Below are 25,033 nucleotides of genomic sequence, written 5' to 3'. Positions count from 1 at the left end.
TTCGCATATAAGTTTAAAAGCGGGAGAAGATTTAAGCTAATTTTAGGTATAATCGTTTGTCAGTCATCTTAATTAAACAGGCACCTATGGGGGTGCCGTTGAGGTTGGCACTAAACTACCGTACCGACTAATTGTAAATCTGTTGTATGCGCACAATTCCTACAGTTGCAATTAAATATTCGGCTAATTATAGCCGTTTTAGCGCAACTGTTCGCCTCGAGGCACACAACATGATATTACAATTGTCGGTACTGGGTTAGCTTTTTTGACAGTCTGAAGAGGCACCTATAAGGGTGCCTGGTTGCTGTAGGAACGGGTGAGGTATCAGTATTTATCCATGTCCATATCGCCCAGGTCGATGCTGGGTGTGGGGACTGGTTTTATGGTTTCTTGAACTTTTTTAACGGCAGGGGTTGCAGCGGCATAGGATTTCCCTTTGCTGCGGAGCTTAAAGGTGTCAACCAGCTGTTTAAGCAGCTCGGCCTGGCCGGATAGCTCTTCACTGGCAGCGGCGCTTTCTTCGGCAGTGGCGGAATTTTGTTGAACGACATGGGCCACCTGTTCCACACCGGTGTCAATTTGGGCAATTCCCGAAGCCTGCTCATTGGAAGCGACGGCAATATTACCAATTAAGGTAGTGACCTTTTCGATACCGGCGACGATGTCATCCAGAGCGGCGGCAGTGTCATCGGCAATTTTGGTTCCTTCCTGAACCTTGTCAATGGAGCCTTCAATTAAAGCGGTGGTTTCCTTGGCGGCGTCGGCGCTACGGGCGGCCAGGCTACGAACTTCTTCGGCAACGACGGCAAAGCCTTTGCCGTGTTGTCCAGCCCGGGCGGCTTCGACAGCGGCGTTGAGGGCCAGAATATTGGTCTGGAAGGCAATGTCATCAATGACCTTGATAATTTTGGAAATGTCTTCCGATGACTGATTGATGGCGACCATCGAGTTTTGCATTTGTGACATCTGGGCATTGCCTTTGGCGGCGTGGTCTTTGACGGTATCAGCCAGTTCTCTGGCTTTATTGGCATCGACGGCGTTGTTTTTGGTCTGATCGGCAATTTCGGCAATCGAGGCGGTAAGCTCCTGAACCGAGCTGGCCTGTTCGGTGGAGCCTTGGGCCAGGGACTGACTGCCAGCGGAGACTTGACCGGAGCCGGAGGCAACTTGCTCGGCAGCCACGTTGATCTCACCCATAACATCATTCAGTGATTGAATAATGACATTGATGGCATTCGAAATAGTAACCCAGTCGCCCCGGAATTCCCGGGCGTTTTCGATATTAAGATTCCCTTTGGATAGCTGTTCGATTTTTTCAGTAATTTCACTAACAACTGCTTCCAGACGACTGGCAGTAGTGTTAACCGTTTGTTTCAGAGCATCCACATCACCGCTGTAATTACCCGTAATACGCTCATGGAGATTACCGTTTGATATGGCATCCATTACGACCATGACCTCGCCCAGTGGTTTGTTGATTTCGTCCAGAATGGCATTCATGCCGCCGACCAGATCTTGCCAGGCACCTTTGAATTTTGCGGCATCAGCTCGGGTTTGAAGATTTCCATCAATTACGGCGTTGGAAATCATCGAGGCACCTTCAATCATGTCACCGATGGAAGTTTTAACAGCAGTTAAACTATGACTGATTTCGTTAAACTGGGTGCTGACTTGACTGGTGTATTCATCGGCTGGGGCAATATTCATGTCAAAGTCAAGATTACCTTCGGCCAGACGCATCAGATTTTCACCCAGACGGGTAACCTCAGCATGGGTATAATCACTGACCCGGATAATTGGAGTTAAATCGGTGACGATTTCGACAAAGCCAATGTTTTCACCTTTTTTATTTTTGAGATAAGCGGTATCCTGCTTATTATTGCGTCCAACCCATTCAAAGTAGGAGTCGGCCAGACCCTGATCAACCAGACGGCGGATTCCACAGCCTTCAGTCTGACAGATATTGGCACCAGCATTGTAGCAATCCATACCGCAGGCGGAAACCCGATCTTTGATAACGCCGTTTTTGATCATCAGATCTTCAAAGGCCCGGTTCATAAAGGTCCATTTCATATCCATGTCGGTGACGTGAACCGGGAAGGGGATACCATCAATGATTGCTTCATACCAGAACATATTATCAACAACGGTATCCAGGGTCTGGTTGACACCGGCAATAACCTTGGCATAGTCGCCAGCATGGTTTTTAACCTCTGCCCGTTTGGTAAAATCACCACGAATGGCCGAATCGGACAACATGATGGTATCGGCAACCAGATTGCCGATGGCATTTTTTATCGAAACCATACTGTTACCCAGAACATCCTGATCAGACTTGGGTTGAATATCAATGGATAAATTTCCCTGGGCCATGTTTTGGGCCGCTTCAGCCTGATCCCGGATATTTTCGGCCATGTTGACAAAGGATTTGGTCAGTTCACCGATTTCATCGGCTTTGGCATCATTGGCCATGCTATAGTCGATGTCAACGGCACCCAGGGCCAGTTGATCGGCGGCTTCGGCTAGTTTGGTAATCGGCCGGATAAAGCTGCGGGTGGATAGGACAATCAGGCCGATGATAACCAGCAGACCGAGTCCAAAGATCACCAGCATCATTGTTTGGATGGTTGCAAAAGACTGATTGAATTCGGCAGTGGGTAGACCGGTGGCCAGGACCCAGCCGGTATCCCCGATTTCGGTAACATAACCCTGGCTGGCAGTGCCCGCCGAGTCATAGGCAATGGGGCCAGCGGTCTTATCAGTCAGGGCAGCGATGATGTTCTCCGAGAGATCGGTGTCACTGAGGGGGCCGTTGATAAAATCTGGGTTGGGATGATCAAAGACCATTCCGCTGTTGGTGGAAACCACGAAGAAGCCGGTTTCGCCAATTTTATTTTCAGCGATGATTTCTTTTATCCGATCAATGGAGACATCCACACAGGTGGCACCGATGAGATCCTGGGTACCGGGCTTAAAAACGGGAGCTACCACACTGACAATAATTTCATTGGTGACTACATCCAGATAGGGCTCGGAGATGAAGACCTCTTTTTTGGCCACCAGCTCCTGATACCAGGGCCGGGCGTTGATGTCGTAGGTTCCGTCGGACGAGGAACCATCGGATTGGGTAAACTGACTGGAGTCGACATCGGCGACCCAGGCCACCCGGATATTTTCCGGATCGGTGGCAACCACATTGTCCAGGGTCTGCTTAATTTCAGGAAAATTGGGGGTGGTGGTAATGCCAACGCCCGGTGTGACCTGTTCAAAATAGCTGCGAATCTCGGGGTTGGTCGACAACTGATTGGCCGTTTCCAGATAGGTTGTAAAATAGCTCTCAATTTCGTTGGAAACCGCCTGCGATCGGGCCGATAGCTCATTGACGGTGATCCGGGTGATCGCCTGATTCACGACATACAGCGAGATGCCCGCCACAATGGCAAAAATAATCGCAACTGGCAAGCCTATGGACAGTAACATTTTTACGAGTAGTCCTTTTTTCTGGTTCATTTCATTTCTCCTTTGACTCATCATCATTGATGAAAAAATTGATTGTCGCTGATAAAACAGAGTAGCCCTAGTTTAGCTTAAAATAGACATCGGAGCAAGCGATAAGAAAGCAACTTGTTGATCAGATTTTTACCCAGGGATTAAAAATATAAACAGCTTGAGCAGGGCTAAATATAAATTTTGACTGAGCTTCTGGTAGATTTTAAAAACGCCTTGAACCAGCCGAGAAAAATAACCGTAAGCAAGACGATTTATCACTTGTTCTGGATTAAAAAATGGTCTAAGATAATTCTTAAAAACTTTTCCCGGAATAATCGCAAGTCGGATCTGGGCATGATGCGGTAGTTGAACCCGTCAGGGGAGAGTGTGTAAAAATTTAGCAGGTATGACCAGCATAACAGGTTTGTAGGGGATAAATAAGGGTATACTGATAGCAATCACTTTTTTAGTAATTGATCGGGTTAAAAACCTGCATCAGCGAATACCCAAAGGAGGTCCTGTCCATGAAATCAAAGAAGCTCTTTTCAACACTGGTGCTGTTGAGCGTCACTGTTTTATGTCTGAGCTCGTGTCTTGCACAAAAACCAGTGTTGATTGGTTTTGTAGCCAGTCTTACGGGCAGCACCTCGGAGCTGGGGGTAAACGGACGCAATGGCCTTTTGATGGCAGTGGAAGAAGTAAATGCGGCCGGGGGCGTTAATGGCAAGGCAGTGGAAGTGGTAATCAAGGATGATCAGAATAACCCGGAAGTGGGCCTGGCGGTTGATCGGGAACTTCAGGAAGCCGGGATTTCTTTTATCGTTGGTCATATGACCAGCAACATGGCGACCTTGAGTGTGCCCTTTGTCAACAGTCAGGATATGTTGATGATTAATCCGACCATGAGTGCAACCACCCTGTTTGGTCAGGACGACCATGTCATCGGTGTTATTTCACCAAACAGTGATCAGGCGGCAGTCATCAAAGAGAGTATGGTAAAAGATAGCGTCGGGAAGAAGGTAGCAGTGATTTATGAATCTCAGAATCTGGCATACACCAAAACAGTAAAAGACCGAATTGCTCAGGAAATAGCACCCGTGGGTGGGCAAATTATTTATGAAGAAGCCTTTTTAGCGAGTAACAGCACCAACTACCTGGATATTGCTAAGCGGGTTTTAAGCACGCAGTCCGATAGCATTGTGATTCTGGTCTCATCGTTTGATGCCGCCATGTTTTGTCAGCAGTTTTATAAGCTGAATAATCAGACACCGATTTATCTGGCGGCCTGGTCGATGAATAATGATCTGCTCTTACAGGGGGGCGCAGCAGTTGAAGGGGTCACAATCACCAGCCTCATTGATCTGGAATCGCAGGCCCCGGCCTACATGGCTTTCCGGGACAACTATTTAAAAAAGTATGGTGCGGAACCGACCTTTGCAGCGGTATACACCTATGAAGCCACCATGTTACTGCTTAACACCGTAGCAGAAACCGCTAATCCCAACCCGGAAACGGTCAAACAAGCAATCCTGCAAAAAGGCATCTATCCGGGGCTGCAGAACGAAATAACCATTGATGGCTACGGTGATGCCAGCCGGACTATTTATGAATACGTCGTTAAGAATGGTCAATTTACAAAGGCGGAGTAGCAAATGAAGCGAATTAAGAAACTGCGAGATTTTATTCTGATTAACAACATGCTGTCCATCATCATCCCGCTGATTCTTGTGGGGTTATTGGCGACGCCGATAATTTATGATTATCTACGGAAAGATATGGATCAAAAAAACACCATGATTGCAGCAACTATCGCTCAACGGATGGCTGATTTTATGGATGATTCATTTCAGGAGCTGGAACAGATTAATGATTTGCTTGATGATGGCACACTAAAGGATGAGACAACCATCCAGCGTTATTTAAACGGAATGCTGGAAAATTCGGACTCCATTGAGGGCTTTGAAATTTTAGATGGCCAGGGAATTGTCAAAAACACGGCCCCCCAAAACGCCAATATTCTGGGGGCCAATCGTACTGGACAGCCATTTTTTACCGAACCCAAAGCAACGGGGAAACCCTTTGTATCGTCTTCCTTCATTTCGCAACAAACGGGACAGCCCACCATTACCATTGCCATTCCACACGGTGATGGGGTTCTGGTGGCTTATTTAAATCTGGAAGAAATCAGCATGCTGTCTGGAAATCATATCCGAACCTTTGGGGATACGGTAACCGTCGCCATTACCGACGGCAATGGAGTTTTTATTTCCCATCCGGATATCACCAAGGTTTTCCAGCGGGAAATTGAAGCCAATTATCAGGCCATTCATCCGGAGGCAAAAACCGGCGATCAGATTCATGCCTTTACCTACGAAGGCAAAACCGCCATGGTCAGTCATGCGGATGTTATCAATGCCGACTGGCATGTCTTCGTTTATGAATCCTATGATTCAATTTATGGTGCCCTGCGATCGTTTGTCGGAATGATGCTGTTGTTCACCTTGTTGCTGGTCTTGTTATCACGGTTTGTTGCCCGTCTGGTGTTTAAAGACATTAACCATTCCTTTGGGGAACTGAACCGCCAGACAAAGGAAATTGCCGCTGGCGATTATCATCCCATTGATACCGATAATCGTTTTGACGAATTTGATCAGTTGACGACTAATTTTAACGGCATGGTGGCCTCGGTGAAGGAGCGGGATGATGCCCTAAAGGTGCTGGCTTATTATGATCCTCAGACCAGACTGCCCAATGCGGCCTATCTGACGGAGCAGCTTAGCCAATTGATTCAGAATAATGAGGGGAAGATTGCGGTGATCTGTTTTGACATCCATAATTTTAAGCGGATCAATGATACCTATGGCCCTTCCTTTGGCGATAAGATTCTGGAAATGATGGGGGCCCGGCTGCTGGCCTTAAACTGTGCCCATGGCTTTGTGGCTCGGATTAATGGTTCCAATTTTATCCGGGTACTAACGGAGCTGGAACAAGCAGACGATGCCCTGGTCGAGATTGAAAGACTTCAGGGGGTTTTAAACCATGCTATGACCTATCATGAGAATAATGTCTATCTCCGTTTTCACGTTGGCATCGCAATTTATCCTGATGATGCCCTGGATGTTGAAGAACTCTTGCAATATGCCAATACTGCGGCAGATATTGCCAAACAGCAGGGACGCCGCTCCCAGCATGCTTTTTTTGAAAGTGCCATGAAGCAAAATCTGATTCGGAATATGACCCTGGAGAATTCGATGCGGTCAGCGCTTACAAATAACGAGTTTTTTCTGCAATACCAGCCGCAAATCGATGTCAGGAATAAAAAAATTCGGGGTTTTGAAGCCCTGATCCGCTGGGATCATCCTCAGCTGGGGCGGGTTTCACCGCTGGAATTTATTCATATTGCCGAAACCACTGGCATGATTGTCCCGATTGGGGCCTGGGTACTGGAAACTGCCTGTCGTCAGATCGTGGCGATCAACCGGAAAATGGCCACGGAGCTGATGATTTCGGTTAACGTTTCTCCGGTTCAATTAAGTCAGGAAAATTTTCCGGCAATGGTCGCTGAGGTTTTGAAACGCTGTAAGCTGGAACCGAGCTTACTGGAGCTGGAAATTACCGAAAATCTCTTTATCAATTCCTTTGAAGAGGCCAGCAGTATTTTCAAAAGCCTCAAGGCCATCGGCATCCGGATGTCACTGGATGATTTTGGTACCGGCTATTCGTCGCTGGCTTATCTTAAAAATCTGCCGATTGACACCTTAAAAATTGATCAGGCATTTACCCGGGATCTGCTTATCAGGAAGTCCAATGAGAATTTAATGGAGTCGATTATTATGATGGCCCATATCCTTCACATGGATGTGATCGTGGAAGGAGTTGAAGAATTGGAACAATTGGATTGTTTAAAAATCTATCAATGTGATCACGTTCAGGGTTACTATTTTTCCCGGCCCATCGATGAAAGCCAGCTGGAAGCACTGCTGAACCAGCTGATTGATGCTCAGGCCCAGGATCTCGATTAAAAAACTGTTGATGAACGTTTCACAAAAACAGGCCAGAATTTGATAAGTGACCTGGCAGTAAGGAGAATACGATGGATAAACCAATACTGGTCATTCCAATGGGGGATGCCGCTGGCATCGGCCCGGAAATAACCGTCAAAGCATTGGCAAATAAAGCTGTAAACGAAATGGCCCACCTGGTTGTGGTGGGGGATGGACAGGTGCTTAAGCAAGCTCTGAGGTATTCACAGGTCGAGCTGACCATCAATTGTATTAACGAGCCCCGGGAGGGCAACTTTTTCCCCGGGGTTCTTAATCTGATTGATCTGGGTAATATAGAGCTTAGTCAATTAAAACTGGGGGCGGTGCAGGCGATGACGGGAAAGGCTGCCTATGAATACATTGAAGTAGCCACCAGGCTTTGTCTTGCTAAAAAAGCCCAGGTCTTGGTGACCACTGCGATTAACAAGGAATCGCTGCAAGCGGCAAAGGTGCCCTACATTGGCCATACTGAGATAATCGGGGCCCTCACGGGAACCAAAAATCCCCTGACGCTATTTCAGGTTCATAACCTGCGGGTGTTTTTTCTCAGCCGCCATGTTTCATTGCGTCAGGCCTGCGACCTGGTTACCCAGGAAAATCTGGCGGCTTTTATCGACCAGAGTGTCATCGCCCTTAAGCGGCTGGGGGTGACAAATCCCCGGCTGGCGGTGGCCGGTCTGAATCCCCATAGTGGTGAACATGGTCTGTTTGGCCGGGAAGAGGTGGAGGCTGTGATTCCAGCCGTAGCAGCGGCCCGTCGCGCTGGCATCGATGTGGAGGGTCCCATTGGTGCCGACAGCGTTTTTTATTTGGCATTAAAAGGCAAATACGATGCGGTTTTGTCGCTGTATCACGATCAGGGCCACATTGCCACCAAAATGGTGGACTTTGAAAAAACAATTTCCATTACCATCGGCATGCCCTTTCTGCGTACCTCAGTGGATCATGGAACGGCCCTGGATATTGCCGGAAAGGGTCTTGCCAGCCCGGTGAGCCTGATTGAAGCGATCCGGCTGGGGGCTTTGTATGCCCCGTTTTTTAAACAGTCCCAGTGAGTTTTGCTCGGAGTGGCGGAGCAGACCGAATTACGATGTGTTTAAACTAGGTATTAATTTGGATTTTAATGGCCTCCAGACGCTGGAGGCCATTTTTCTATTCGTTTGAATCCATTTAAATTCCAGTCAGTAAAATAAGTGCTGATTACCGCAATAAATGAATATCCAATTGATTATTCGACTATATATATAGTATAATTAGAAAAATTAGCGTTGATCAATTATTTTTAAGGAGGACAAATGACACTTCAGAATAGCATCTCCATGACTCTCTATCTGACATTTGTCATCTATGTGGTTTTGGGCACCTATACTTTAACCCTCAATAAGGACGCCCGGCTGAACCGGGTCTTTGCGGCCTTGTGTTTTTGTTATGCCCTCTGGAGTTTGACCGGGGCGGCCACCAACTCGGCAGCGACAGCTGCCGAAGCGTTGTTCTGGCGGCGTTTCTCGGTACTTGGTTGGGGGGTGGCTTACAGTATTTTTCTGCACGTCATTATTCTTCTTAGAAATGCTCCCTGGAGTCAAGCCGATAAAAAAGGGTTGTTGTTAGCGGTGCTCTATATCCCGGCTTTGATTAATCTTATCGCTTTTTTGATTTATAGCATGCCGGAATATGGTCACATCGCGATGGTTAAAACCGATGGCGGATGGATTTCCACGACAGATGCGCAATGGTTTAATCTGATGTTTCTTTGTTATTATCTCAGTTTTACCTATGTTTCGATGCTGTTACTGGTTCGCTGGTATAAAAAACGAAAGAATTCTGCGGATCGAACCAAAGCCATGCTTCTGATGGTTTCTTTTGGTGGGGCCTTTTTTTTAGGAACCATCACCGATTTTGTGTTGGCCAGCCAGCTAGACCGCTGGATTCCGTCGCTGGCTCCGGTGGAGGTGATTTTTCCAGTGGCGGCAATCTTTTATCTGATCCATAAATATGGAATGATATCAGCCCCAGACAGTCACAATGATGCCCAGCAGGAAGGCATGATTCTGACAGCGTTTAGCCGCTCCAGGCTCTACAAGTACATCAGCTTTGTATTGATTGTCGGCAGTGTCCTGAATTTTTATGGCCGGATCGCCAATGGTGATACCCGGATTACCGGTATGTTTTTAAATTTTTTACTGGTGATGATGGGGGCGGTTGTGATGGCCATTCCCTATTTTCTTAGATCCATCACGGCGCAGGAGAATGCCTTAGGTTTGATGGTGGGGTTTATGATGCCTGTGGTGATGCTGCTGCATTTTAATGCAGAATTCAGCAATATTATCTGGCCGGTTCCAATCTTTTTTATGATGCTCACGGTGATTTTCAATAACCGGAATATATTTTTGGGTCTGGGATTCTTAACACTGCTACTGGAACTGATATTCTGGCTACTGCTACCGGATTATGGGATCCTTGTGGATCAGCGGCTCTATTGTTACCGGCTCTTGTTCTACATGATTGGCATCGGACTGACCGCTATTATTACTCAGATTTATGTGTTACGACTAAAGGAAAACAGCCGACAGGATGCCTTTCAAAAAATGATTGCAAAGCTGTCGGCCGATTTTGTAACCACAAACCGTGATAATTTTGATGAGAAAGTCAATCAACTGCTTGAGCAGAGCGGTCTTTTTACCGGAACGGATCGGGTTTATCTGGGGCGCTTCTCTCCGCCTGACAATATCGTTGTATATTCCCATGAATGGTTAGGCGATGGCATCAAATCTCTGAAGGGTTCGATTGAACACGCCCAAGGGGAAGAACAGTTATCCTGGAGTGTCAGCCAAATCTTAAAGAATGACATCGTCTATATTCCCAGTGTTGATCGGCTACCAGCTGAAGCGGAGGCAGAGCAGTTGGCGCTTAAAAAGCAAAAAGTCCGATCCCGGATTCTGGTACCGATTCAGAGTAATCACCGTATTATCGGGTTACTGGGTTTTGATGTACTGGATGGCCGGAAGGGTCTGAGGGGGATTAATCGGGATTGGTTGCAGCTGCTGGCCAATATTCTCGCTGACGCCATTGCCAAAGTTGATGCTGAGAATGATATGAATTATTTGGCTTACTACGATCCGCTCACCGGTATCCCGAATCGGTCGCTGTTTTTTAGGCGGCTGGAACAGGCTATCGATCTGGCCCGAAAAACCCAAAAGAGCTTGGGCGTAATATTTTTTGATCTGGATGGTTTTAAGGAAATCAACGATACCCTGGGCCATGACTGGGGAGACCAGTTACTATCCCGGATTGGCAAACGCCTGACGGACTGTCTTGGACACGTTGATCTGGTGGGGCGGTTTGGTGGCGATGAATTTTTGATTATGGTTCCGCAGATTTCAAAGCCCAGTGAACTGGAAAGAATGGCTGAGCAGGTGATGTCGATTTTTCATCGGCCGATGCTGGTAGCTGAACAGGAACTGTACCTCTCCGGTAGTGGCGGGATCGCTGTTTATCCTCAGGATGGTGAAACGGTTCATACCCTGATAAAAAATGCCGATCTGGCCATGTACGCCGCTAAAAAAAGCGGCAAGGGTCGGATTGCCTACTGTTCCGGGAAGATGAAAGCAGCAGTTTTGGAAAAGATGACACTGACGACCAGTCTTCATCAGGCGCTGGCAAAAGGAGAGCTGTTGTTGCATTATCAACCGCAGATTTGTGCCAGTACCCTGGAAATAAACGGATTTGAAGCGCTGTTGCGGTGGCAGCATCCTGAGCGGGGACTGATTTCCCCGGAGGTGTTTATTCCGCTGGCGGAGCAAAGTGGACTCATTAGCGGTATCGGTGAATGGGTTTTAAAAACCGCCTGTGCTCAGAACAAGTTGTGGCAGGATCAGGGCTACAAGCCAGTGCGGATGGGGGTGAACTTATCGGTGGAGCAGTTTCGGAGTTCCAATCTGGAGCGGATTATTAAGAATTGTCTGGCTGAAACTGGGCTTAAACCCCAATATCTGGAACTGGAAATCACTGAAGGGGTTGCCATGAGAAGCTCCCAGTACGTTATCCGGCAACTGCAAGCCTTAAAAAAGCTGGGCTTGGATCTCAGTATTGATGATTTTGGCACGGCTTTTTCATCGATGAACCGACTCAAGAATCTGTCGGTTGATCGGATTAAGATTGATCGTCAATTTGTCTGGGGAATCGGGGTGAAGCCCCGGGATGAAGTGTTGGTCACGGTCATGATCGATCTGGCCCGGGAATTGGGCTTGGCCGTCACTGCCGAAGGGGTGGAAACAGCCGAACAGCTGGCTTTTCTTCAGGCGCATGGATGTGATGAAATCCAGGGATTTTATTTCTCCAAGCCGGTATCGGCGGCAGCAATTGAAGCAGAAATTTATGCCAGGCAGTTTGCCGGGATAAACTAACGGTAAGCGATGGGGCGAGTAGGCTCGTTTGTCAGGAAGTGCGGCTGGCGCAAGAAAAATTTGCGTAAACGGCTAGCCAGGCCCGGTTGCAAGTACATAAAAAAGAGCGTAAGGGGATAAAATGCAGCAAACCCAAATTTCTATTTTATTCTATTTGATATTTATTCTATATAGCTGCCTGGGATTTTTCTGTTTGTTTCTCAACAAAAAAGAACAGCTCAATCAGGTTTTTTTCTGGTTATGCATGAGCTATGCGGTATGGGCCTTTGGCTTTGCCATTTCAAATACCCTAAGTGATGTCCAGAGTGTGCTGATCTGGCGGCGGATTGCGGCCCTGGGGTGGGGTGTTGCCTTTAGTGTGATGCTCCATTTTATGTTGATTTTAACCGAACACCAGCAGTGGTTGGGTAATCTTAAGATTCGAATTGCCATTTATCTGCCAGCAGTGATCACGATTGCAGTTTTTGCCCTGTTTCCCCAGCTGGCTGATGCCCAGTACAATCTGGTTCAAACCCCAATGGGATGGGGAAATATTCCTGTCAACAATTTCTGGGATATCTTTTACAATCTTTATTACCTGAGTTTTTCGTTGCTGACGCTGGGACTTTTGTTTCAGTGGTACCCGAGCACTCCAGACCGCCGAAAACAACAACAGGCCTTCTGGCTATTACTGGCCTTTGCCATTGCGATTGCTTTGGGTACGCTCACCGAAATGATGGCCAACAACCTGCTGGCTTACCCGATTCCCTCGGTGGCACCGATTATTATACTGATTCCGGTGACGGCCTTTACCTTTGATATCAAGAAGTATAAACTGATGGTTCCCGAAAATTCAGACAAAAAAATAGAGTTCAGTGAAATTCTCAGCGATGACACCCACCGGGGCCTGTTTCGATCGATGGCGATGATTTTTGTGGTGATCAGTGTTATTGGTTTGGGGAATGCTATCTTTTTCAATCTCCCGTTATGGCGCTTAATGGCGGTCAGTACCATCAATCTGGTTTTGGGGCTGTTTATTTACAGTCTGCCTTTTTCGGGACTGTCAATTGCCAATCAGGATCGGATTATCACCGGGATTATGGTGGTTGCGATTCCCCTGACCATCTTCCGTCCCGATACCTATCTGACCAATGTGATCTGGGTAGTGCCTCTGATTTTTTTATCAGTAACCATCGTTTTTAAGCAAAAGAAAATGTTTATTCTGTTGGCAACCGCAACCATTATTGCTGGTCTGGTGATGGTCTCATGGAAACCGGATCAATGGGTCAATGTGGGCACCCGGGAATACCTGGCCAGACTTTTTATTTGCCTGGTGGCCATTCTCTTGGCGGGTTATACCAATCGCATTTATATTGCCAGACTGACCGAGAATAACCGCCAGATCAGTTTTCAAAAGATGATCTCCCAGGTCACGACTCAATTTGTGTCGGTGTCTGCCAGCAACTTTGACGAAAAGGTCCAGTATTTATTAAAAACCAGTGGTGAAATTATGAATGCCGACCGGGTTTTTGTGGGACGTTTTTTTCAGGATTCGGGTGAACTGCGCTGCACCAATGAGTGGCTGGCCGAGCCCTACTTTCCGTCGGTGAATCTTAACGAAGATATCCGGCAGACTAAGTTCCCCTGGTTTACCAAAACAATTTTTAATAATCAATTGGTTTATCTGCGATCCTGCGATGAACTACCGGCTGAAGCCCAACCGGAAAAAGCGATGATGGTGCAGCAGGGAATCACCGCAATGCTACTGATTCCGATTCAGAGCCGGGAAACAATCATTGGCTTTCTGGGCTTTGACAAAATCGGAAAAGCCAAAGTGCCAGCGCTGACGGATCCGGAATTGTTGCGCGTCTTGGCGAATACGCTGGCTGATGCCATCGGTAAGGTTGAGAATGAAAACGAAATTCACTGCCGGGCTTATTATGATACGCTGACGGGTTTACCCAATCGGGTGTTTTTTCATGAACAACTGGAAAAATCAATGGCTGCTATGAAGTCAAACGGTAGTCAGCTGGGTGTTATTTTTGTGGATCTTGACGGATTCAAGGAAGTCAATGATACCATGGGGCATGACTGGGGCGATCACCTACTTAACCATATCGGCCAACGGTTGTCAGACAATATGCGTAAAGGCGATTCTCTGGCCCGGTTTGGCGGAGATGAATTTTTGATCATGGTTTCACAGCTGAATCATAAGAATGAGCTGCTTGATGTGGCAAGGCAACTGATGGCAGTTTTTAAAGAGCCCGTGTGTCTGGGGGAGCAGGAGTTTTATATTTCGGCAAGTGGCGGAATCGCTGTCTTTCCAGAAGATGGGGAGACGGTTTCGGCACTGATCAAACATGCCGATTTGGCCATGTATGACGCCAAAAAAAATGGCAAGGGACAAGTAGTGTTTTGTTCTGAGGAGATGAAAAATTGTATCCGGGAAAAAATGATCTTGACCAACAGTCTCCATCGGGCTCTGGAGCGGCAGCAACTAGCGCTTTACTATCAGCCCAAATTTGATGTAAGCAGCCAAACGATGGTTGGCTGTGAGGCCCTGCTCCGATGGCAACATCCGGAACTGGGAATGGTTTCGCCGGGGGTATTTATTCCGATTGCCGAGCAAAAAGGGTTGATGAGTGAAATTGGCCAATGGGTATTTAAGACTGCCTGCGCCCAGAACAAAGCCTGGCAGGCGCAGGGATTTAGGCCATTGCCGGTAGCGGTCAATCTGTCGGCGGCGCAATTTGACAATGATCTGACTGCTATTGTTGAGAAATGCCTGACCGAAACCGGCCTGGCTGGCCAATATCTGGAGCTGGAAATCACCGAGACCATCGCCATGGCCGAATCTTGTGGAGTGATTCTGACCCTCCACCAGCTTAAGGCACTGGGGTTGGGCATTAGCATTGATGATTTTGGTACCGAGTTTTCGTCCTTGAGCCGCTTAAACGACCTGCCGGTGGATCGCATCAAAATCGATGGTTCCTTTATCTGGGGTATCGGAGTTAATCCCAAGGATGAATCGATTATTTCGGTGATGATCCATCTGGCCCAGAAGTTGGGGCTTTTGGTAGTTGCCGAAGGCGTGGAAAGTGAGACGCAGCTGGCTTTTCTAAAAGAAAAAGGCTGTCATGAGGTTCAAGGCTATTACTGGGGCCAACCGATGACTGCAGCTGACTTTGAGAAGCAGCTGAGCCGAGTACATTAAGCTATAAAGCGACCTCCACTGATGTGGAGGTCGTTGGTGTTTTAGGGGACCAGAGTGAAGTCTTGTTTCCGCAATCTGGAGTGTTGCTTGAATCTTATTTTTGGGGGTATCAATGATAACGTATCAACATAATTTTTGTTATAATCTAATTGCTTAGATGCGTACCTAAGGAAAGAAAATAATCAGAAGGAGACGGACACTACATGGAATTCATCAAAAATTTAGGCGAATTGCTTAAGACCCGCAGCGACTTTTTTATTGAACTGCTGCTCCAGCATCTGGTGCTGAGTCTGATTGCGATTGTGATTATTACGGTAGTGGGGGTGACCACCGGGGTTCTGATTGCCAAATCACAAAAAGCGGCTAGCGTGGTGATTGGCCTGACTAACGTGCTTTATACCATTCCCTCTATTGCCATGTTCGGTTTTTTTGTCTCAATCACCGGCATCGGCAATACCACAGCGATCATCGCCCTGGTGATTTACGGGCTGCTGCCAGTAATCCGCAATACCTATGTGGGGCTCACTGAAGTAGATGATCAGATTCTTGAGGCGGCGGTGGGAATGGGCAGCACCCCCTGGCAGTTGCTGTCAAAGATTCAATTTCCCCTGGCCTTACCGGTGATTATCGCTGGGATCCGCAGCATGGTGGTGATGACCATCGCTCTGGCCGGGATTGCTTCCTTTATCGGTGCCGGGGGCCTGGGGGTGGCGATCTGGCGGGGGATTACCACGAATTTTGATGAAATGACGGTGGCTGGCAGTCTGCTGGTAGCTCTTTTGGCCTTTGTAGCTGATGGCATATTGGGAATAATTGAAAAAAGATTATTAAGGAGGACAAAATGAAAAAGTGGATGGGTTTAGTATTACTCGTCATGCTGGTATTGTTAGCAGCCGGTTGTCAAAATCAGGAAAAGAAAGTAGTTATTGCGTCAAAACCGATGGCGGAAAGCTATATCATTGCTGAAATGATGGGCCAGCTGATCGAAGCCAATTCTGATATTAAGGTGGAATATAAAATGGGCATTGGCGGCGGAACCTCCAATATTCAGCCAGCCATGGAAGCCAGCGAAATTGACATCTACCCGGAATATACCGGCACCGGCTGGCTGTTTGTGTTAAAAAATGAGCTGGTGACCGATCCGAAAGCCCTTTACGAAGGTGTTAAAACACAGTATCAGGAAAAATACAATTTTGCCTGGCTGGATCGCTATGGCTTTAATGATACCTACGCCCTGGCGATGGATAAAAGCAAAGCTGATAGCATGGGGATTAATACCTTCTCGGATCTGGCGGCCCAGAGCAATAACCTGAGCCTGGGAGCGGAGTATGATTTTTACGAACGCGAAGACGGTTATCCCGGACTGGTTACGGCCTATGGTTTTAATTTCAAGGAAACCAAAGAACTGGATATCGGTCTGAAATACAAGGCCATCGGCGAGGGTCAGGTGGATGTGATCAATAACTTTTCCACCGACGGACTGCTGGCCGAATATGACTTAAAGGTGCTAAAAGATGACAAGGGCTTCTTCCCGGCTTATGAAGCTGCCCCGGTGATCCGTCAGGAAATTCTGGATAAATACCCGGAACTGAAGGCCATTCTCAATCAGTTAGGTGGAAAGATTAATGATCAGGAAATGCAGCAAATGAATTACTATGTGGAAAAAGAAAACCGGGATGCTGGTGACGTTGCCGCTGAATTCCTGAAAGCCAAGGGCTTATTATAAGCCGATGATCGAGTTTCGTGATGTCAGCCAGCAGTATCAAGCCGGGAAACCAATTATAAGACATTTGAGCCTGACCGTTTCACAAGGCGAGTTTGTGGTGCTGATCGGCCCTTCCGGCTGCGGCAAAACGACCCTGTTAAAGATGATGAACGGCCTGATCAAGCCCGACAGCGGGGAAATCCGGATTAAGGGAAAAGAGCTCAAAGCGTGGGATCCGATAACCTTGAAACGCAATATCGGTTATGTGATCCAGCAGGTGGGGCTGTTTCCCCATCTGACCATTGAAAAAAATATTGCCTATGCCCTGGATATTCAAAAAGCCAGCGAAACAGTAAAGAAGGAACGGGCTCGGGAGCTGATCCAGTTGGTCGGTCTGGAAGAAAATTATCTGGCCAAATATCCCAACGAATTAAGCGGCGGCCAGAAACAGCGGGTAGGTATTGCCCGGGCGCTGGCGGCGGATCCGGAGATTATTTTAATGGACGAGCCCTTGGGGGCGGTGGATCAGATTAATCGGGGGGTGCTCCAGGATGAAATCATCCGGATTTATCAAACCCTGAATAAAACCATTGTCTTTGTCACCCACGACATTGAGGAAGCCATCAAGCTGGGGACCAAAATTGTGGTGATGAATCAGGGCGAAATCATGGAAATGGGTTCCCGGGATGCCATTGTCTTTCACAGCAAGAGTCATTTTGCCGATGACTTTATCGGTAACAAGGGCTTTCTATCCTATTTGAATATTGTCAAAATCGCTCAGGTGGTTTGTCCCTTTAACGGCAATGTCTCCGAAAAGGAGATAACCCTGTGGGTCAGCGCCGCTGATCCGCTGATTGTCGGGATCCGGATCTGTCTGGAAAACGGCGTCAATCAGATTGGCGTCCGGGATGGCGCCGGCCAAGTCGTGGGCGCCTTTGACCTGGGCTGTTTGTCGCGGCTGAAGTTTTAAAAAGGGCGTCAGCGCTTAGTGGCACCATGGCGTGGGAAATAAATTAATAATGGCGATGCTTCCGGTTATTTAAAGGAAGCATCGCCACTACTGGTTTAGGAATGAATTTTTTTAGGGGAAACCGGTCTGGTTTCGGGCAGTGTGATTTCACCGGCTTTGATCAGGGCATATTTGGCGGCAATCGGGCCGACCACCGAATAGATAAAGGTGGAACATAAAATAACGACCTGAATCTGTTCGGCATTAAGCGGCACAACCTTGGCGGCTACGACCACCAGTCCTAAAGCGACGCCAGCCTGGGGCATCAGGGTTGGTCCCATATATTTGCAGATATTTTCGTCCTGATGGGTGATTTTTCCGCCAAACCAGGCCCCGGCCATTTTGCCGATAACCCGGACGACCACATAGATGATCCCGATCAGTCCAATTGCGGGTAAGGCGGAAATCTGAAAGCCAGCCCCGGAGATGACAAAAAAGACCATAAAAATTGGTGGGGTAAAGGCATCGATGGTTTTCATCAGGGCATCAATATGATCGCGGTAAATGTTGACCAGGACACCGCCCAGGGCCATACAAGCCAGCAATGGGGAACCGTGAAGCAAATCAGCGACCCAGTAGGTCAGCAGAATCATCGCGATGACAATACAAATCTGATTGGAGGGTTTCTTGAAAAACCGAAAAAACAGCTTCATAACGATTCCGGCGACGGCACCCAGGATAAATGAAATCAGGATCTCATAAAAGGGGGCCAGAATCGAGAGGAGCAGATTGGTTTCGACCGCTGAATTCATGGCATTGACAATGGTTGCGGCAAAACCAAAGGTGATCAGAGCAATCGCATCATCAATCGCGACGACGCTCATCAGCATCGAAGTCAGCGGGCCTTTGGCATCATATTGCTTGATCACCATAATGGTCTGGGCCGGGGCGGTGGCGGCGGCAATGGCCCCCAGCATGATCGCAAGCTTGGGATCAAAACCGAAAAGCATCAGTACCAGGGTGACCAGAATTACCGCCATCAGGGCTTCCGCCGTGGCAATCACAACCGGAGCAATCCCGACCTTTTTAAAATAGTTGAGGTCAAACTGGCTGCCAATTGAAAAGGCGACAAAACCCAGGGCAATATCCGAGATCACCACAAAACCGCTGACCATATCCATCGAGATGAGATTGAGAAACGAAGGGCCCAAAATAAGTCCGGCAAACAGGTATCCGGTGACATTGGGCATTTTGAATTGTTTGGCCAATCGTCCCAGCAGAATTCCGGCTAACAGCATGATTGCAATTTCGATGATGATTTTAGTTTCCAATTGAACACAGACCTTTCGCGAAGTCGACGGGGATGGTAAAGACAATCCCTGAATCCGGTTCATCCAGATTGGCGACCGTGGTTTCAATCACGTCGATAACCTGGCCTATTTTTTCGTCCTCGAGAATCACAAAAATAACATTGCCTTGGGCCACATCCGGATTGAGAAAGGATCTTAACGAACCGAGAATCGGGATTTCATCGGCATCGTGGAGATGACTGAGGTGTCGGGCCATGCCCCGGCTTTCCAGCACTGTGGCTCCGCATATTTGTTTGGACGCCAAGGCTGCCAGCAGTGGATCCAGTTTATCCGGCTGGCTTAAGACATATACAAATAACTTCATTGATTTCCTCCTGTACTGACTGTGGATTAAAATTTGTCGTATCAACAGTATAGCACTTCAGCATAGCTAAATCAAAAGAGATTGATGCGGAGACTGGTACTTTGGTTCAGGCAAAATTGTCGGTTAGACTAAAATTTGCCCCAGAAAGTTCTGCAGTCGTTCGTTTTCCGGGCGATCAAAAATATCTTCCGGGGTACCTTCTTCAGCAATTAGACCTTCATGAATAAAGATGACCCGATCCGCCACCTCTTTGGCAAAGCCCATTTCATGGGTCACAATAATCATCGTTCGGCCTTCTTTAGCAAGGTCATTCATGACGCCCAGGACCTCGCCAACCAGCTCCGGATCGAGGGCCGAGGTCGGTTCGTCAAAAAGAATCACCTTGGGTTCCATCGCCAGCGAGCGGGCAATGGCCACCCGCTGCTGCTGTCCACCGGAGAGCATGGCCGGGTATTCGTCAGCCTTATCCAGCAGGTTAACCTTTTCAAGCAATGTCATGGCCAGCTCCCGGGCTTTCTTCCGATCCATTTTTTTAACCGTAATGGGACCTTCCATCACATTTTGCAGCACCGTCATATGGGGAAAAAGGTTAAAGCGCTGAAAAACCATGCCCACCTTCTGGCGGATTTCGTTGATCTCTTTGGCCGTTACCATTTGCCCATCAATATAAATTTCACCCTCGTTTTTTTCTTCCAGGAAATTGATACAGCGCAGCAGGGTGCTTTTTCCCGATCCACTGGAACCAATCAGACAGACGACCTCACTCTCGGAAACGGTTAAATCGATGCCACGCAACACTTCCAGTTCGCCAAAATATTTGTGTAAGTTTTTAATTTCAATCATGCTCATTGTTTACCTCTCATTCACTTTTAACTTTAATTCGACCTGACTGAGAACTTTGGTCAGTCCCATGGTAATAATCAGGTAGTACACTCCGGCGGTGAAATAAATCGGGAAGACATTAAAGGTGGCGGCGCTAAACTGACGGGCCAACAGCATTGTTTCGGTGATCGTGATCACACTGGCAAGGGAAGAGTCCTTGACGGCAATGATAAACTGATTTCCCAAAGCCGGGACTGATCGCTTAAACGCCTGGGGTAGCACCACCCGTTTCATGGCCTGCCATTTGGTCATTCCCAGCGAGCGGGCGGCTTCCCGCTGGCCGTAGTCGATGGATTCGATGGAACCCCGGAAGATTTCACTGATATAGGCGCCGTTGTGCAGGGCCAGAGCAATGATTGCTGATGGGAAAGCGTCAATCATAATACCCAGGCTGGGGAGTCCATAAAAGATAAAATACAGCTGCAGCAATAGGGGGGTTCCCCGGACGATGGTGATATAGACGTCCATGGTTTTTTTTAACCACTTATATTTGGTCAGTTTTAATACGGCCACCACCAGACCGATAATCATCCCCAGAATGATGGAAAAGAACGCCAGTTGCAGGGTTAAGATGACACCGGGGATAAACTTCGGCGCAAACTCCACCACGGTTTTAAAAAATTCAATACTATTGTTGATGACAGCATCCATGGGATACCTCCTTTTTTTGAATGAGTAGAAATTAGAATAACCATAAAATGATGACATCCGTGTCGTCTCGATAAAAAGACACGGATGTCACAGTTTTAGATTTTTTCATTCAGATCCACCCGGATCCGATTTAAATGGGTTCAGGCAGTTCGGTTAAGATCCGGTCTGCCTGAATGCATAACGGTTATTTTTCGAGAATATTGATGCCAAACCAGCGGTTGCTGATTTCGGCGTAGGTACCATCGGCAATGATGGCGGCCAAAGCCTGGTTGACGGCTTCCAGCAGCTCCTTATCATCCTGACGGATCGCGATGGCGATGTTTTCGGTATACAGCAGATCACCGACGGGTTCAATGGCAACGCCATAATCAATCGGGGCTCGGGCGCCAACGACCTTGCTGGTCACCAGCCCATCAGAACGGCCCTGATCGACACTTTTGAAATTATCGACGTCACTCTGGAATTGAAGAATTTCGGCAATATTTGTCATGCCATCCAGGTATTCATGAAAGGTGGTACCGGTAACGACGCCAACCTTACCATTTTCCAGTTCATTGATGCTATTTAATCCCGAACCGGCTTTGGCAAAAAACTGTGCCCCGTCATAGTAGTAGGGATCGGTGAAACTAACCTGTTTCAGACGTTCCTCTGTCACCGCCATACTGCCGATGATCATATCAAAACGATTACCGGTCAGACCGCCGATGATACCGTCCCATTCGACGGTAATGGGCTTGGCCGTAACCCCCATTTTTTCGGCGATGGCAGCAGCAATTTCAATATCAAATCCGGCCAGTTCACCATTTTCATTGATATAGTTAAACGGGGGATAAGCTCCGGTCATAGCAAAGGTCATCTCACCTTTTTCGATAATCTTTGAATAGGTGGTTTCGTCAGCAGATGCTCCGGAACAGCCACTTAAAATACCGACCAACAGCACCCCTAAAATCATCATCATTAACTTTTTCATTTCTTCCTCCTGAATAAAATTAGTAAATTTATATAAACTTGATTTAATCCTTTCTCGATTGAGTGATTAAAATCAAGGAAAAGCAATAGCTACCGAGTTCGTCGAGAAATCCAAAATTTTAAAGGAAAAATTTATAAAAAAAAGGGCACTCCAACTCTGTAAATACAGAGTTAGAGTGCCCTAGCTTCGCTATAAAAAATAACTCACAATATACCATTTGTGACAAAAATGTCCAATAGTATAGTGTATGACCTCTCGATCCTACACAAGCCCCAGTTCCATAAAATGTTTTTCTGTACAGGTTTCATTTATTAAGCTCCCAGCTTACACATTTCCACGTTTCTCAACACGTAAACAAGCTCACCAGGAAAACTACTCAAAGTACATACTTCACAACTTTATTGGACATATTATATCAAAGCTATATCATTATGTCAACCTAAAATCATTTTCATATTAAAAGCCAAGAATGATTGTTTGTTTTTTGGTGTTTTTTATAATTAATCAATGGTATTTTTACTGCCCACCCGGACAAACGATAAAATCCCGACAACAATGAACCCGAGCCCGCCGATGATCCCCACCGGCAGCGGCCCGATAAAGGGACTGGGGGTGCCCAGGGCAAAAAAGAGGGAGATCCCGGCCATACCATTTAAAGAGCCATGAGCGATGGCAGCGGGCAGAAAGCTCTTGGTGCGGATCGCCAGCAATGAGAAAAAGGCGCCCACTACCACACAGAAGATCACCATCGCCACAATCCCGCCCCAGGGCGCAGTGGGATAGCCGGTGCCGTAATTATGCCCCATGGCAATAATCGGGGCATGCCACAGACCCCAGATCACTCCGGAAATAACGATCGAAACCCGGGGGCTGTAGTGTTCCATCAGCTTGGGCAGCAGATAACCCCGCCAGCCGATTTCTTCACCGGAGGTGGTGATGATATTAAGCAACGGGCTGAGAAAAATCCCCAAGAGCAGCTGAGAAATAAAGATGGCTGTCATGCTTCCATCGGGCAGCGTGATGCCCTGGGCGGCATATTGAGCAGTAATCTGGCTCATGGAGGGGTCGAACTGGGCCGGAAAGATCAAAAAATAGAGGATCGCCCCGAAAATAATCAGTAGCGCCGGACCAAACCAGGCAGCCAGATAATAGCGGACATTGCCTTTAAAATGGGGCTTAAGTCCAAAATCCTGAAAGCCTTCCCGGGTAATCAGCCGGGTGGCCACCACCCCCAGTGCGGGCATCAGCATCACGGCTGACAGCACCGCAATGGCGTAGCTGTTTCCCAGCCCGCCATTGGCCATTAAGGCAAATTCCAGGGCCCAGGTCAGTAAGAAAGTGATGCCTAAAAAAATTCCAATTCGTTTCATTGTTTGTCTCCTTCATCAATTAAATGTGCTTCCAATTTTTTGATCAGATCCACAAAGCGGCGATCCTCTTTGAGAAAATCAAACAGGGGATTGGCCACCAGGCCGTCGAGCATGCTTTGTTTAATGACGTCTTCGCTGCGGGGCGGGCCGACGCCCAGATCAAAGGTCTCAAACCAGGGCTGGATGGCGTCAAAATAGTCATCACCGTGAAGGGCGTAGGGAAAAAAGTCAGAAACGCAGACCTCGGTATAATCCGCCAGAAAGGCCAGGGTGGTGTCAGCGTCCTGATGAATGGCATAGACCTGAGCGGCGGCGTGATAAACCTGCGCCATGGTATTGGGATGCAGGGCATCGAGATCATAAAGCTTGGCGACCCCCAGGGTGCGGGCCAGAATCGTTTCGACCTGGTCAAGATCACTGGCATTTAGCATCAGATAGGCGGAAGCCGTCGAAACCAGAAACAGCAGATGCTGGTAGCTGCTGATCTGCAGAACCTGCCGGGCCTTATCGGGGTTGCTGGCCATCTGATAGGCCTGAGCCAGCATTTCGGTATCGGTGGGGAAGGGCCGGACATCTTCGCCCAGCAGATCCATCACCTGAGCCGGTTGACCCAGCATCAGATAGCAGGTGCCTTCAATAGAGAGCGCATCCCGGGCTAGAATCCGGTCGTCGCTCTCAGCTCTGATCCGCTGACAGAGGGTCACCGCCTGATTCAGTACGGCAGTGGCGGCTGCCGGATCAGCTGCCAGCATATGATGATTGGCCAGCAGTACGGCCATCTGCAACAGCAGCGGAAAACAGGAATAGTATTTCTTAATGATGAGCTGGCATTCGGCCAGAACCTCAGCAAAGGGTTTGCTGGCAAAGTCATCGGCCAGCCGATGATAAAGGGCCTTGATCGCTGCCGGGGTCAGCTGGGGGGAATAACCCATCAGTTCATCGATGGAAATATTAAAATAGGCGCTAAGATGGGGCAGTAAGGTTATATCCGGGTAGCTTAGCCCGGTTTCCCATTTGGATACCGAGGCCTTGGACACTCCCAGATAATGAGCCAGATCTTCCTGGGTCAGGCCCTTTTCCCGGCGTTTGGTTACGATCGTTTTGCCAATATTCAGTTCTTTCATTTCATCACCTCAACCTGATTATAGGATTTTTCAAGAAAAAGCACAATGGATTTGCAGTTGATTTTGGTTGAATAAATCAACTAACAGGTGATTTAACCAAGCTTAATCGTAAAAAATAATAAGATCTGATATTTGCGTTTTTAAACCCGTTAAATATGGGTATAAAAAATACATCGTATCATTTGAATGATAAAAGCAGCGTAAAGAAAAGGAGAAAGACAATGGTTGAGCAGATATTTAAACTGACAGGCGGCAATGACAAGGTCGTTGAAAAGGTGATTCTCGATGAAAACCTTCATTATATGCATGTGATTATTAATCAGAGTGACGGTTTCCCCGAACACTTTACCAATGCGGTGGTCTATATGACAGTGGTCCGGGGGATTGTCTCGCTGCAGCTCGATGATCAGGATTATTATGCCTATCCGGCGGGGACGGTATTAAAAATTCCCGGTAATACCAAAATGGTGCTGAATAACTTTAACCCGGAAACCCTGGAACTGATTCTGATCAAGGCGCCACCACCAGCTGAGTTGCCAGAGTAACGAAAGAAATAAGATTGCAATGAAGATATACCAAA

General features: G+C 47.6%; 17 protein-coding genes. 9 read left to right on the top strand and 8 right to left on the bottom strand.

Going from position 1 to position 25,033, the window contains the following annotated elements; genetic code table 11:
- Window positions 1-324: 324 nt before the first annotated feature.
- Entirely contained in the window at window positions 325-3,510 is a 3,186-nt protein-coding gene (locus BI182_RS14050) for a methyl-accepting chemotaxis protein (RefSeq protein ID WP_286808757.1), read from the bottom strand.
- A 503-nt stretch (window positions 3,511-4,013) separates the two neighbouring features.
- Between BI182_RS14050 and BI182_RS14045 the strand changes: the two genes are divergently transcribed.
- From BI182_RS14045 to BI182_RS14010, 8 genes are all read left to right on the top strand, one after another.
- The gene (locus tag BI182_RS14045) at window positions 4,014-5,138 is read left to right on the top strand and encodes an ABC transporter substrate-binding protein (protein WP_070371310.1); all 1,125 of its coding nucleotides are present in this window, start codon (window positions 4,014-4,016) and stop codon (window positions 5,136-5,138) included.
- 3 nt (window positions 5,139-5,141) lie between these two features.
- Window positions 5,142-7,511, top strand: a complete 2,370-nt coding sequence (locus tag BI182_RS14040; protein WP_286808755.1) for a bifunctional diguanylate cyclase/phosphodiesterase — start codon at window positions 5,142-5,144, stop codon at window positions 7,509-7,511.
- 71 nt (window positions 7,512-7,582) lie between these two features.
- Window positions 7,583-8,587 (top strand): 4-hydroxythreonine-4-phosphate dehydrogenase PdxA, encoded by a 1,005-nt coding sequence (gene pdxA / locus BI182_RS14035; RefSeq protein ID WP_286808754.1) that lies wholly within the window; start codon window positions 7,583-7,585, stop codon window positions 8,585-8,587.
- Between the two features lie 240 nt (window positions 8,588-8,827).
- Window positions 8,828-11,935 (top strand): EAL domain-containing protein, encoded by a 3,108-nt coding sequence (locus tag BI182_RS14030; RefSeq protein WP_286808752.1) that lies wholly within the window; start codon window positions 8,828-8,830, stop codon window positions 11,933-11,935.
- A 121-nt stretch (window positions 11,936-12,056) separates the two neighbouring features.
- Entirely contained in the window at window positions 12,057-15,128 is a 3,072-nt protein-coding gene (locus BI182_RS14025; RefSeq protein ID WP_286808751.1) for an EAL domain-containing protein, read from the top strand.
- Window positions 15,129-15,331: 203 nt separating this feature from the next.
- Entirely contained in the window at window positions 15,332-15,973 is a 642-nt protein-coding gene (locus tag BI182_RS14020; RefSeq protein WP_242871607.1) for an ABC transporter permease, read from the top strand.
- A complete protein-coding gene (locus BI182_RS14015) occupies window positions 15,970-16,854 on the top strand; it encodes a glycine betaine ABC transporter substrate-binding protein (protein WP_286808749.1) in 885 nt (294 codons plus the stop codon). Before BI182_RS14020 ends, BI182_RS14015 begins: the two co-directional genes overlap by 4 nt.
- A 4-nt stretch (window positions 16,855-16,858) precedes the next feature.
- Window positions 16,859-17,803, top strand: a complete 945-nt coding sequence (locus tag BI182_RS14010; protein WP_286808747.1) for an ABC transporter ATP-binding protein — start codon at window positions 16,859-16,861, stop codon at window positions 17,801-17,803.
- 95 nt (window positions 17,804-17,898) lie between these two features.
- On the opposite strand, the gene BI182_RS14005 is transcribed toward BI182_RS14010, so the two are convergent.
- The 7 genes from BI182_RS14005 to BI182_RS13975 all read right to left on the bottom strand — a co-directional run bounded on the left by BI182_RS14005 (window position 17,899) and on the right by BI182_RS13975 (window position 24,453).
- Window positions 17,899-19,113: a cation:proton antiporter gene (locus BI182_RS14005; RefSeq protein ID WP_286808746.1), complete on the bottom strand. Its 1,215-nt coding sequence runs from the start codon at window positions 19,111-19,113 to the stop codon at window positions 17,899-17,901.
- Complete coding sequence (locus tag BI182_RS14000; RefSeq protein WP_286808744.1) at window positions 19,103-19,456, bottom strand: P-II family nitrogen regulator; 354 nt, start codon at window positions 19,454-19,456, stop codon at window positions 19,103-19,105. Before BI182_RS14000 ends, BI182_RS14005 begins: the two co-directional genes overlap by 11 nt.
- Window positions 19,457-19,579: 123 nt before the next feature.
- Entirely contained in the window at window positions 19,580-20,299 is a 720-nt protein-coding gene (locus tag BI182_RS13995) for an amino acid ABC transporter ATP-binding protein (RefSeq protein ID WP_286808876.1), read from the bottom strand.
- Window positions 20,300-20,308: 9 nt separating this feature from the next.
- Window positions 20,309-20,989 (bottom strand): amino acid ABC transporter permease, encoded by a 681-nt coding sequence (locus BI182_RS13990; RefSeq protein WP_070371316.1) that lies wholly within the window; start codon window positions 20,987-20,989, stop codon window positions 20,309-20,311.
- Between the two features lie 184 nt (window positions 20,990-21,173).
- Window positions 21,174-21,959: an ABC transporter substrate-binding protein gene (locus tag BI182_RS13985; protein WP_286808742.1), complete on the bottom strand. Its 786-nt coding sequence runs from the start codon at window positions 21,957-21,959 to the stop codon at window positions 21,174-21,176.
- Window positions 21,960-22,459: 500 nt separating this feature from the next.
- Window positions 22,460-23,329 carry a CPBP family intramembrane glutamic endopeptidase gene (locus BI182_RS13980; protein ID WP_070371318.1) on the bottom strand — a complete coding sequence of 290 codons (870 nt, stop codon included), beginning with the start codon at window positions 23,327-23,329 and terminating at the stop codon, window positions 22,460-22,462.
- A complete protein-coding gene (locus BI182_RS13975; protein WP_070371319.1) occupies window positions 23,326-24,453 on the bottom strand; it encodes a helix-turn-helix domain-containing protein in 1,128 nt (375 codons plus the stop codon). Before BI182_RS13975 ends, BI182_RS13980 begins: the two co-directional genes overlap by 4 nt.
- 221 nt (window positions 24,454-24,674) lie before the next feature.
- On the opposite strand from BI182_RS13975, the gene BI182_RS13970 reads away from it, so the two are divergent.
- Window positions 24,675-24,998, top strand: coding sequence for a cupin domain-containing protein (locus BI182_RS13970; protein ID WP_228880596.1), 324 nt, complete (start codon window positions 24,675-24,677; stop codon window positions 24,996-24,998).
- Window positions 24,999-25,033 lie beyond the last annotated feature (35 nt).

Origin of the sequence: Acetobacterium sp. MES1 (genome assembly GCF_002237635.1) — a bacterium.
Classification (GTDB): domain Bacteria; phylum Bacillota; class Clostridia; order Eubacteriales; family Eubacteriaceae; genus Acetobacterium; species Acetobacterium wieringae.
Note: the sequence above shows the minus strand (reverse complement) of the source record. Positions and strands in the feature narration are given on the sequence as shown.

Excerpts from the sequence above, each read along its gene's own strand:
- BI182_RS14050 (WP_286808757.1), bottom strand. The coding sequence starts at position 3,510 with ATGAACCAGAAAAAAGGACTACTCGTAAAAATGTTACTGTCCATAGGC.
- BI182_RS14045 (WP_070371310.1), top strand. The coding sequence starts at position 4,014 with ATGAAATCAAAGAAGCTCTTTTCAACACTGGTGCTGTTGAGCGTCACT.
- BI182_RS14040 (WP_286808755.1), top strand. The coding sequence starts at position 5,142 with ATGAAGCGAATTAAGAAACTGCGAGATTTTATTCTGATTAACAACATG.
- pdxA (WP_286808754.1), top strand. The coding sequence starts at position 7,583 with ATGGATAAACCAATACTGGTCATTCCAATGGGGGATGCCGCTGGCATC.
- BI182_RS14030 (WP_286808752.1), top strand. The coding sequence starts at position 8,828 with ATGACACTTCAGAATAGCATCTCCATGACTCTCTATCTGACATTTGTC.
- BI182_RS14025 (WP_286808751.1), top strand. The coding sequence starts at position 12,057 with ATGCAGCAAACCCAAATTTCTATTTTATTCTATTTGATATTTATTCTA.
- BI182_RS14020 (WP_242871607.1), top strand. The coding sequence starts at position 15,332 with ATGGAATTCATCAAAAATTTAGGCGAATTGCTTAAGACCCGCAGCGAC.
- BI182_RS14015 (WP_286808749.1), top strand. The coding sequence starts at position 15,970 with ATGAAAAAGTGGATGGGTTTAGTATTACTCGTCATGCTGGTATTGTTA.
- BI182_RS14010 (WP_286808747.1), top strand. The coding sequence starts at position 16,859 with ATGATCGAGTTTCGTGATGTCAGCCAGCAGTATCAAGCCGGGAAACCA.
- BI182_RS14000 (WP_286808744.1), bottom strand. The coding sequence starts at position 19,456 with ATGAAGTTATTTGTATATGTCTTAAGCCAGCCGGATAAACTGGATCCA.
- BI182_RS13995 (WP_286808876.1), bottom strand. The coding sequence starts at position 20,299 with ATGATTGAAATTAAAAACTTACACAAATATTTTGGCGAACTGGAAGTG.
- BI182_RS13990 (WP_070371316.1), bottom strand. The coding sequence starts at position 20,989 with ATGGATGCTGTCATCAACAATAGTATTGAATTTTTTAAAACCGTGGTG.
- BI182_RS13985 (WP_286808742.1), bottom strand. The coding sequence starts at position 21,959 with ATGAAAAAGTTAATGATGATGATTTTAGGGGTGCTGTTGGTCGGTATT.
- BI182_RS13980 (WP_070371318.1), bottom strand. The coding sequence starts at position 23,329 with ATGAAACGAATTGGAATTTTTTTAGGCATCACTTTCTTACTGACCTGG.
- BI182_RS13975 (WP_070371319.1), bottom strand. The coding sequence starts at position 24,453 with ATGAAAGAACTGAATATTGGCAAAACGATCGTAACCAAACGCCGGGAA.
- BI182_RS13970 (WP_228880596.1), top strand. The coding sequence starts at position 24,675 with ATGGTTGAGCAGATATTTAAACTGACAGGCGGCAATGACAAGGTCGTT.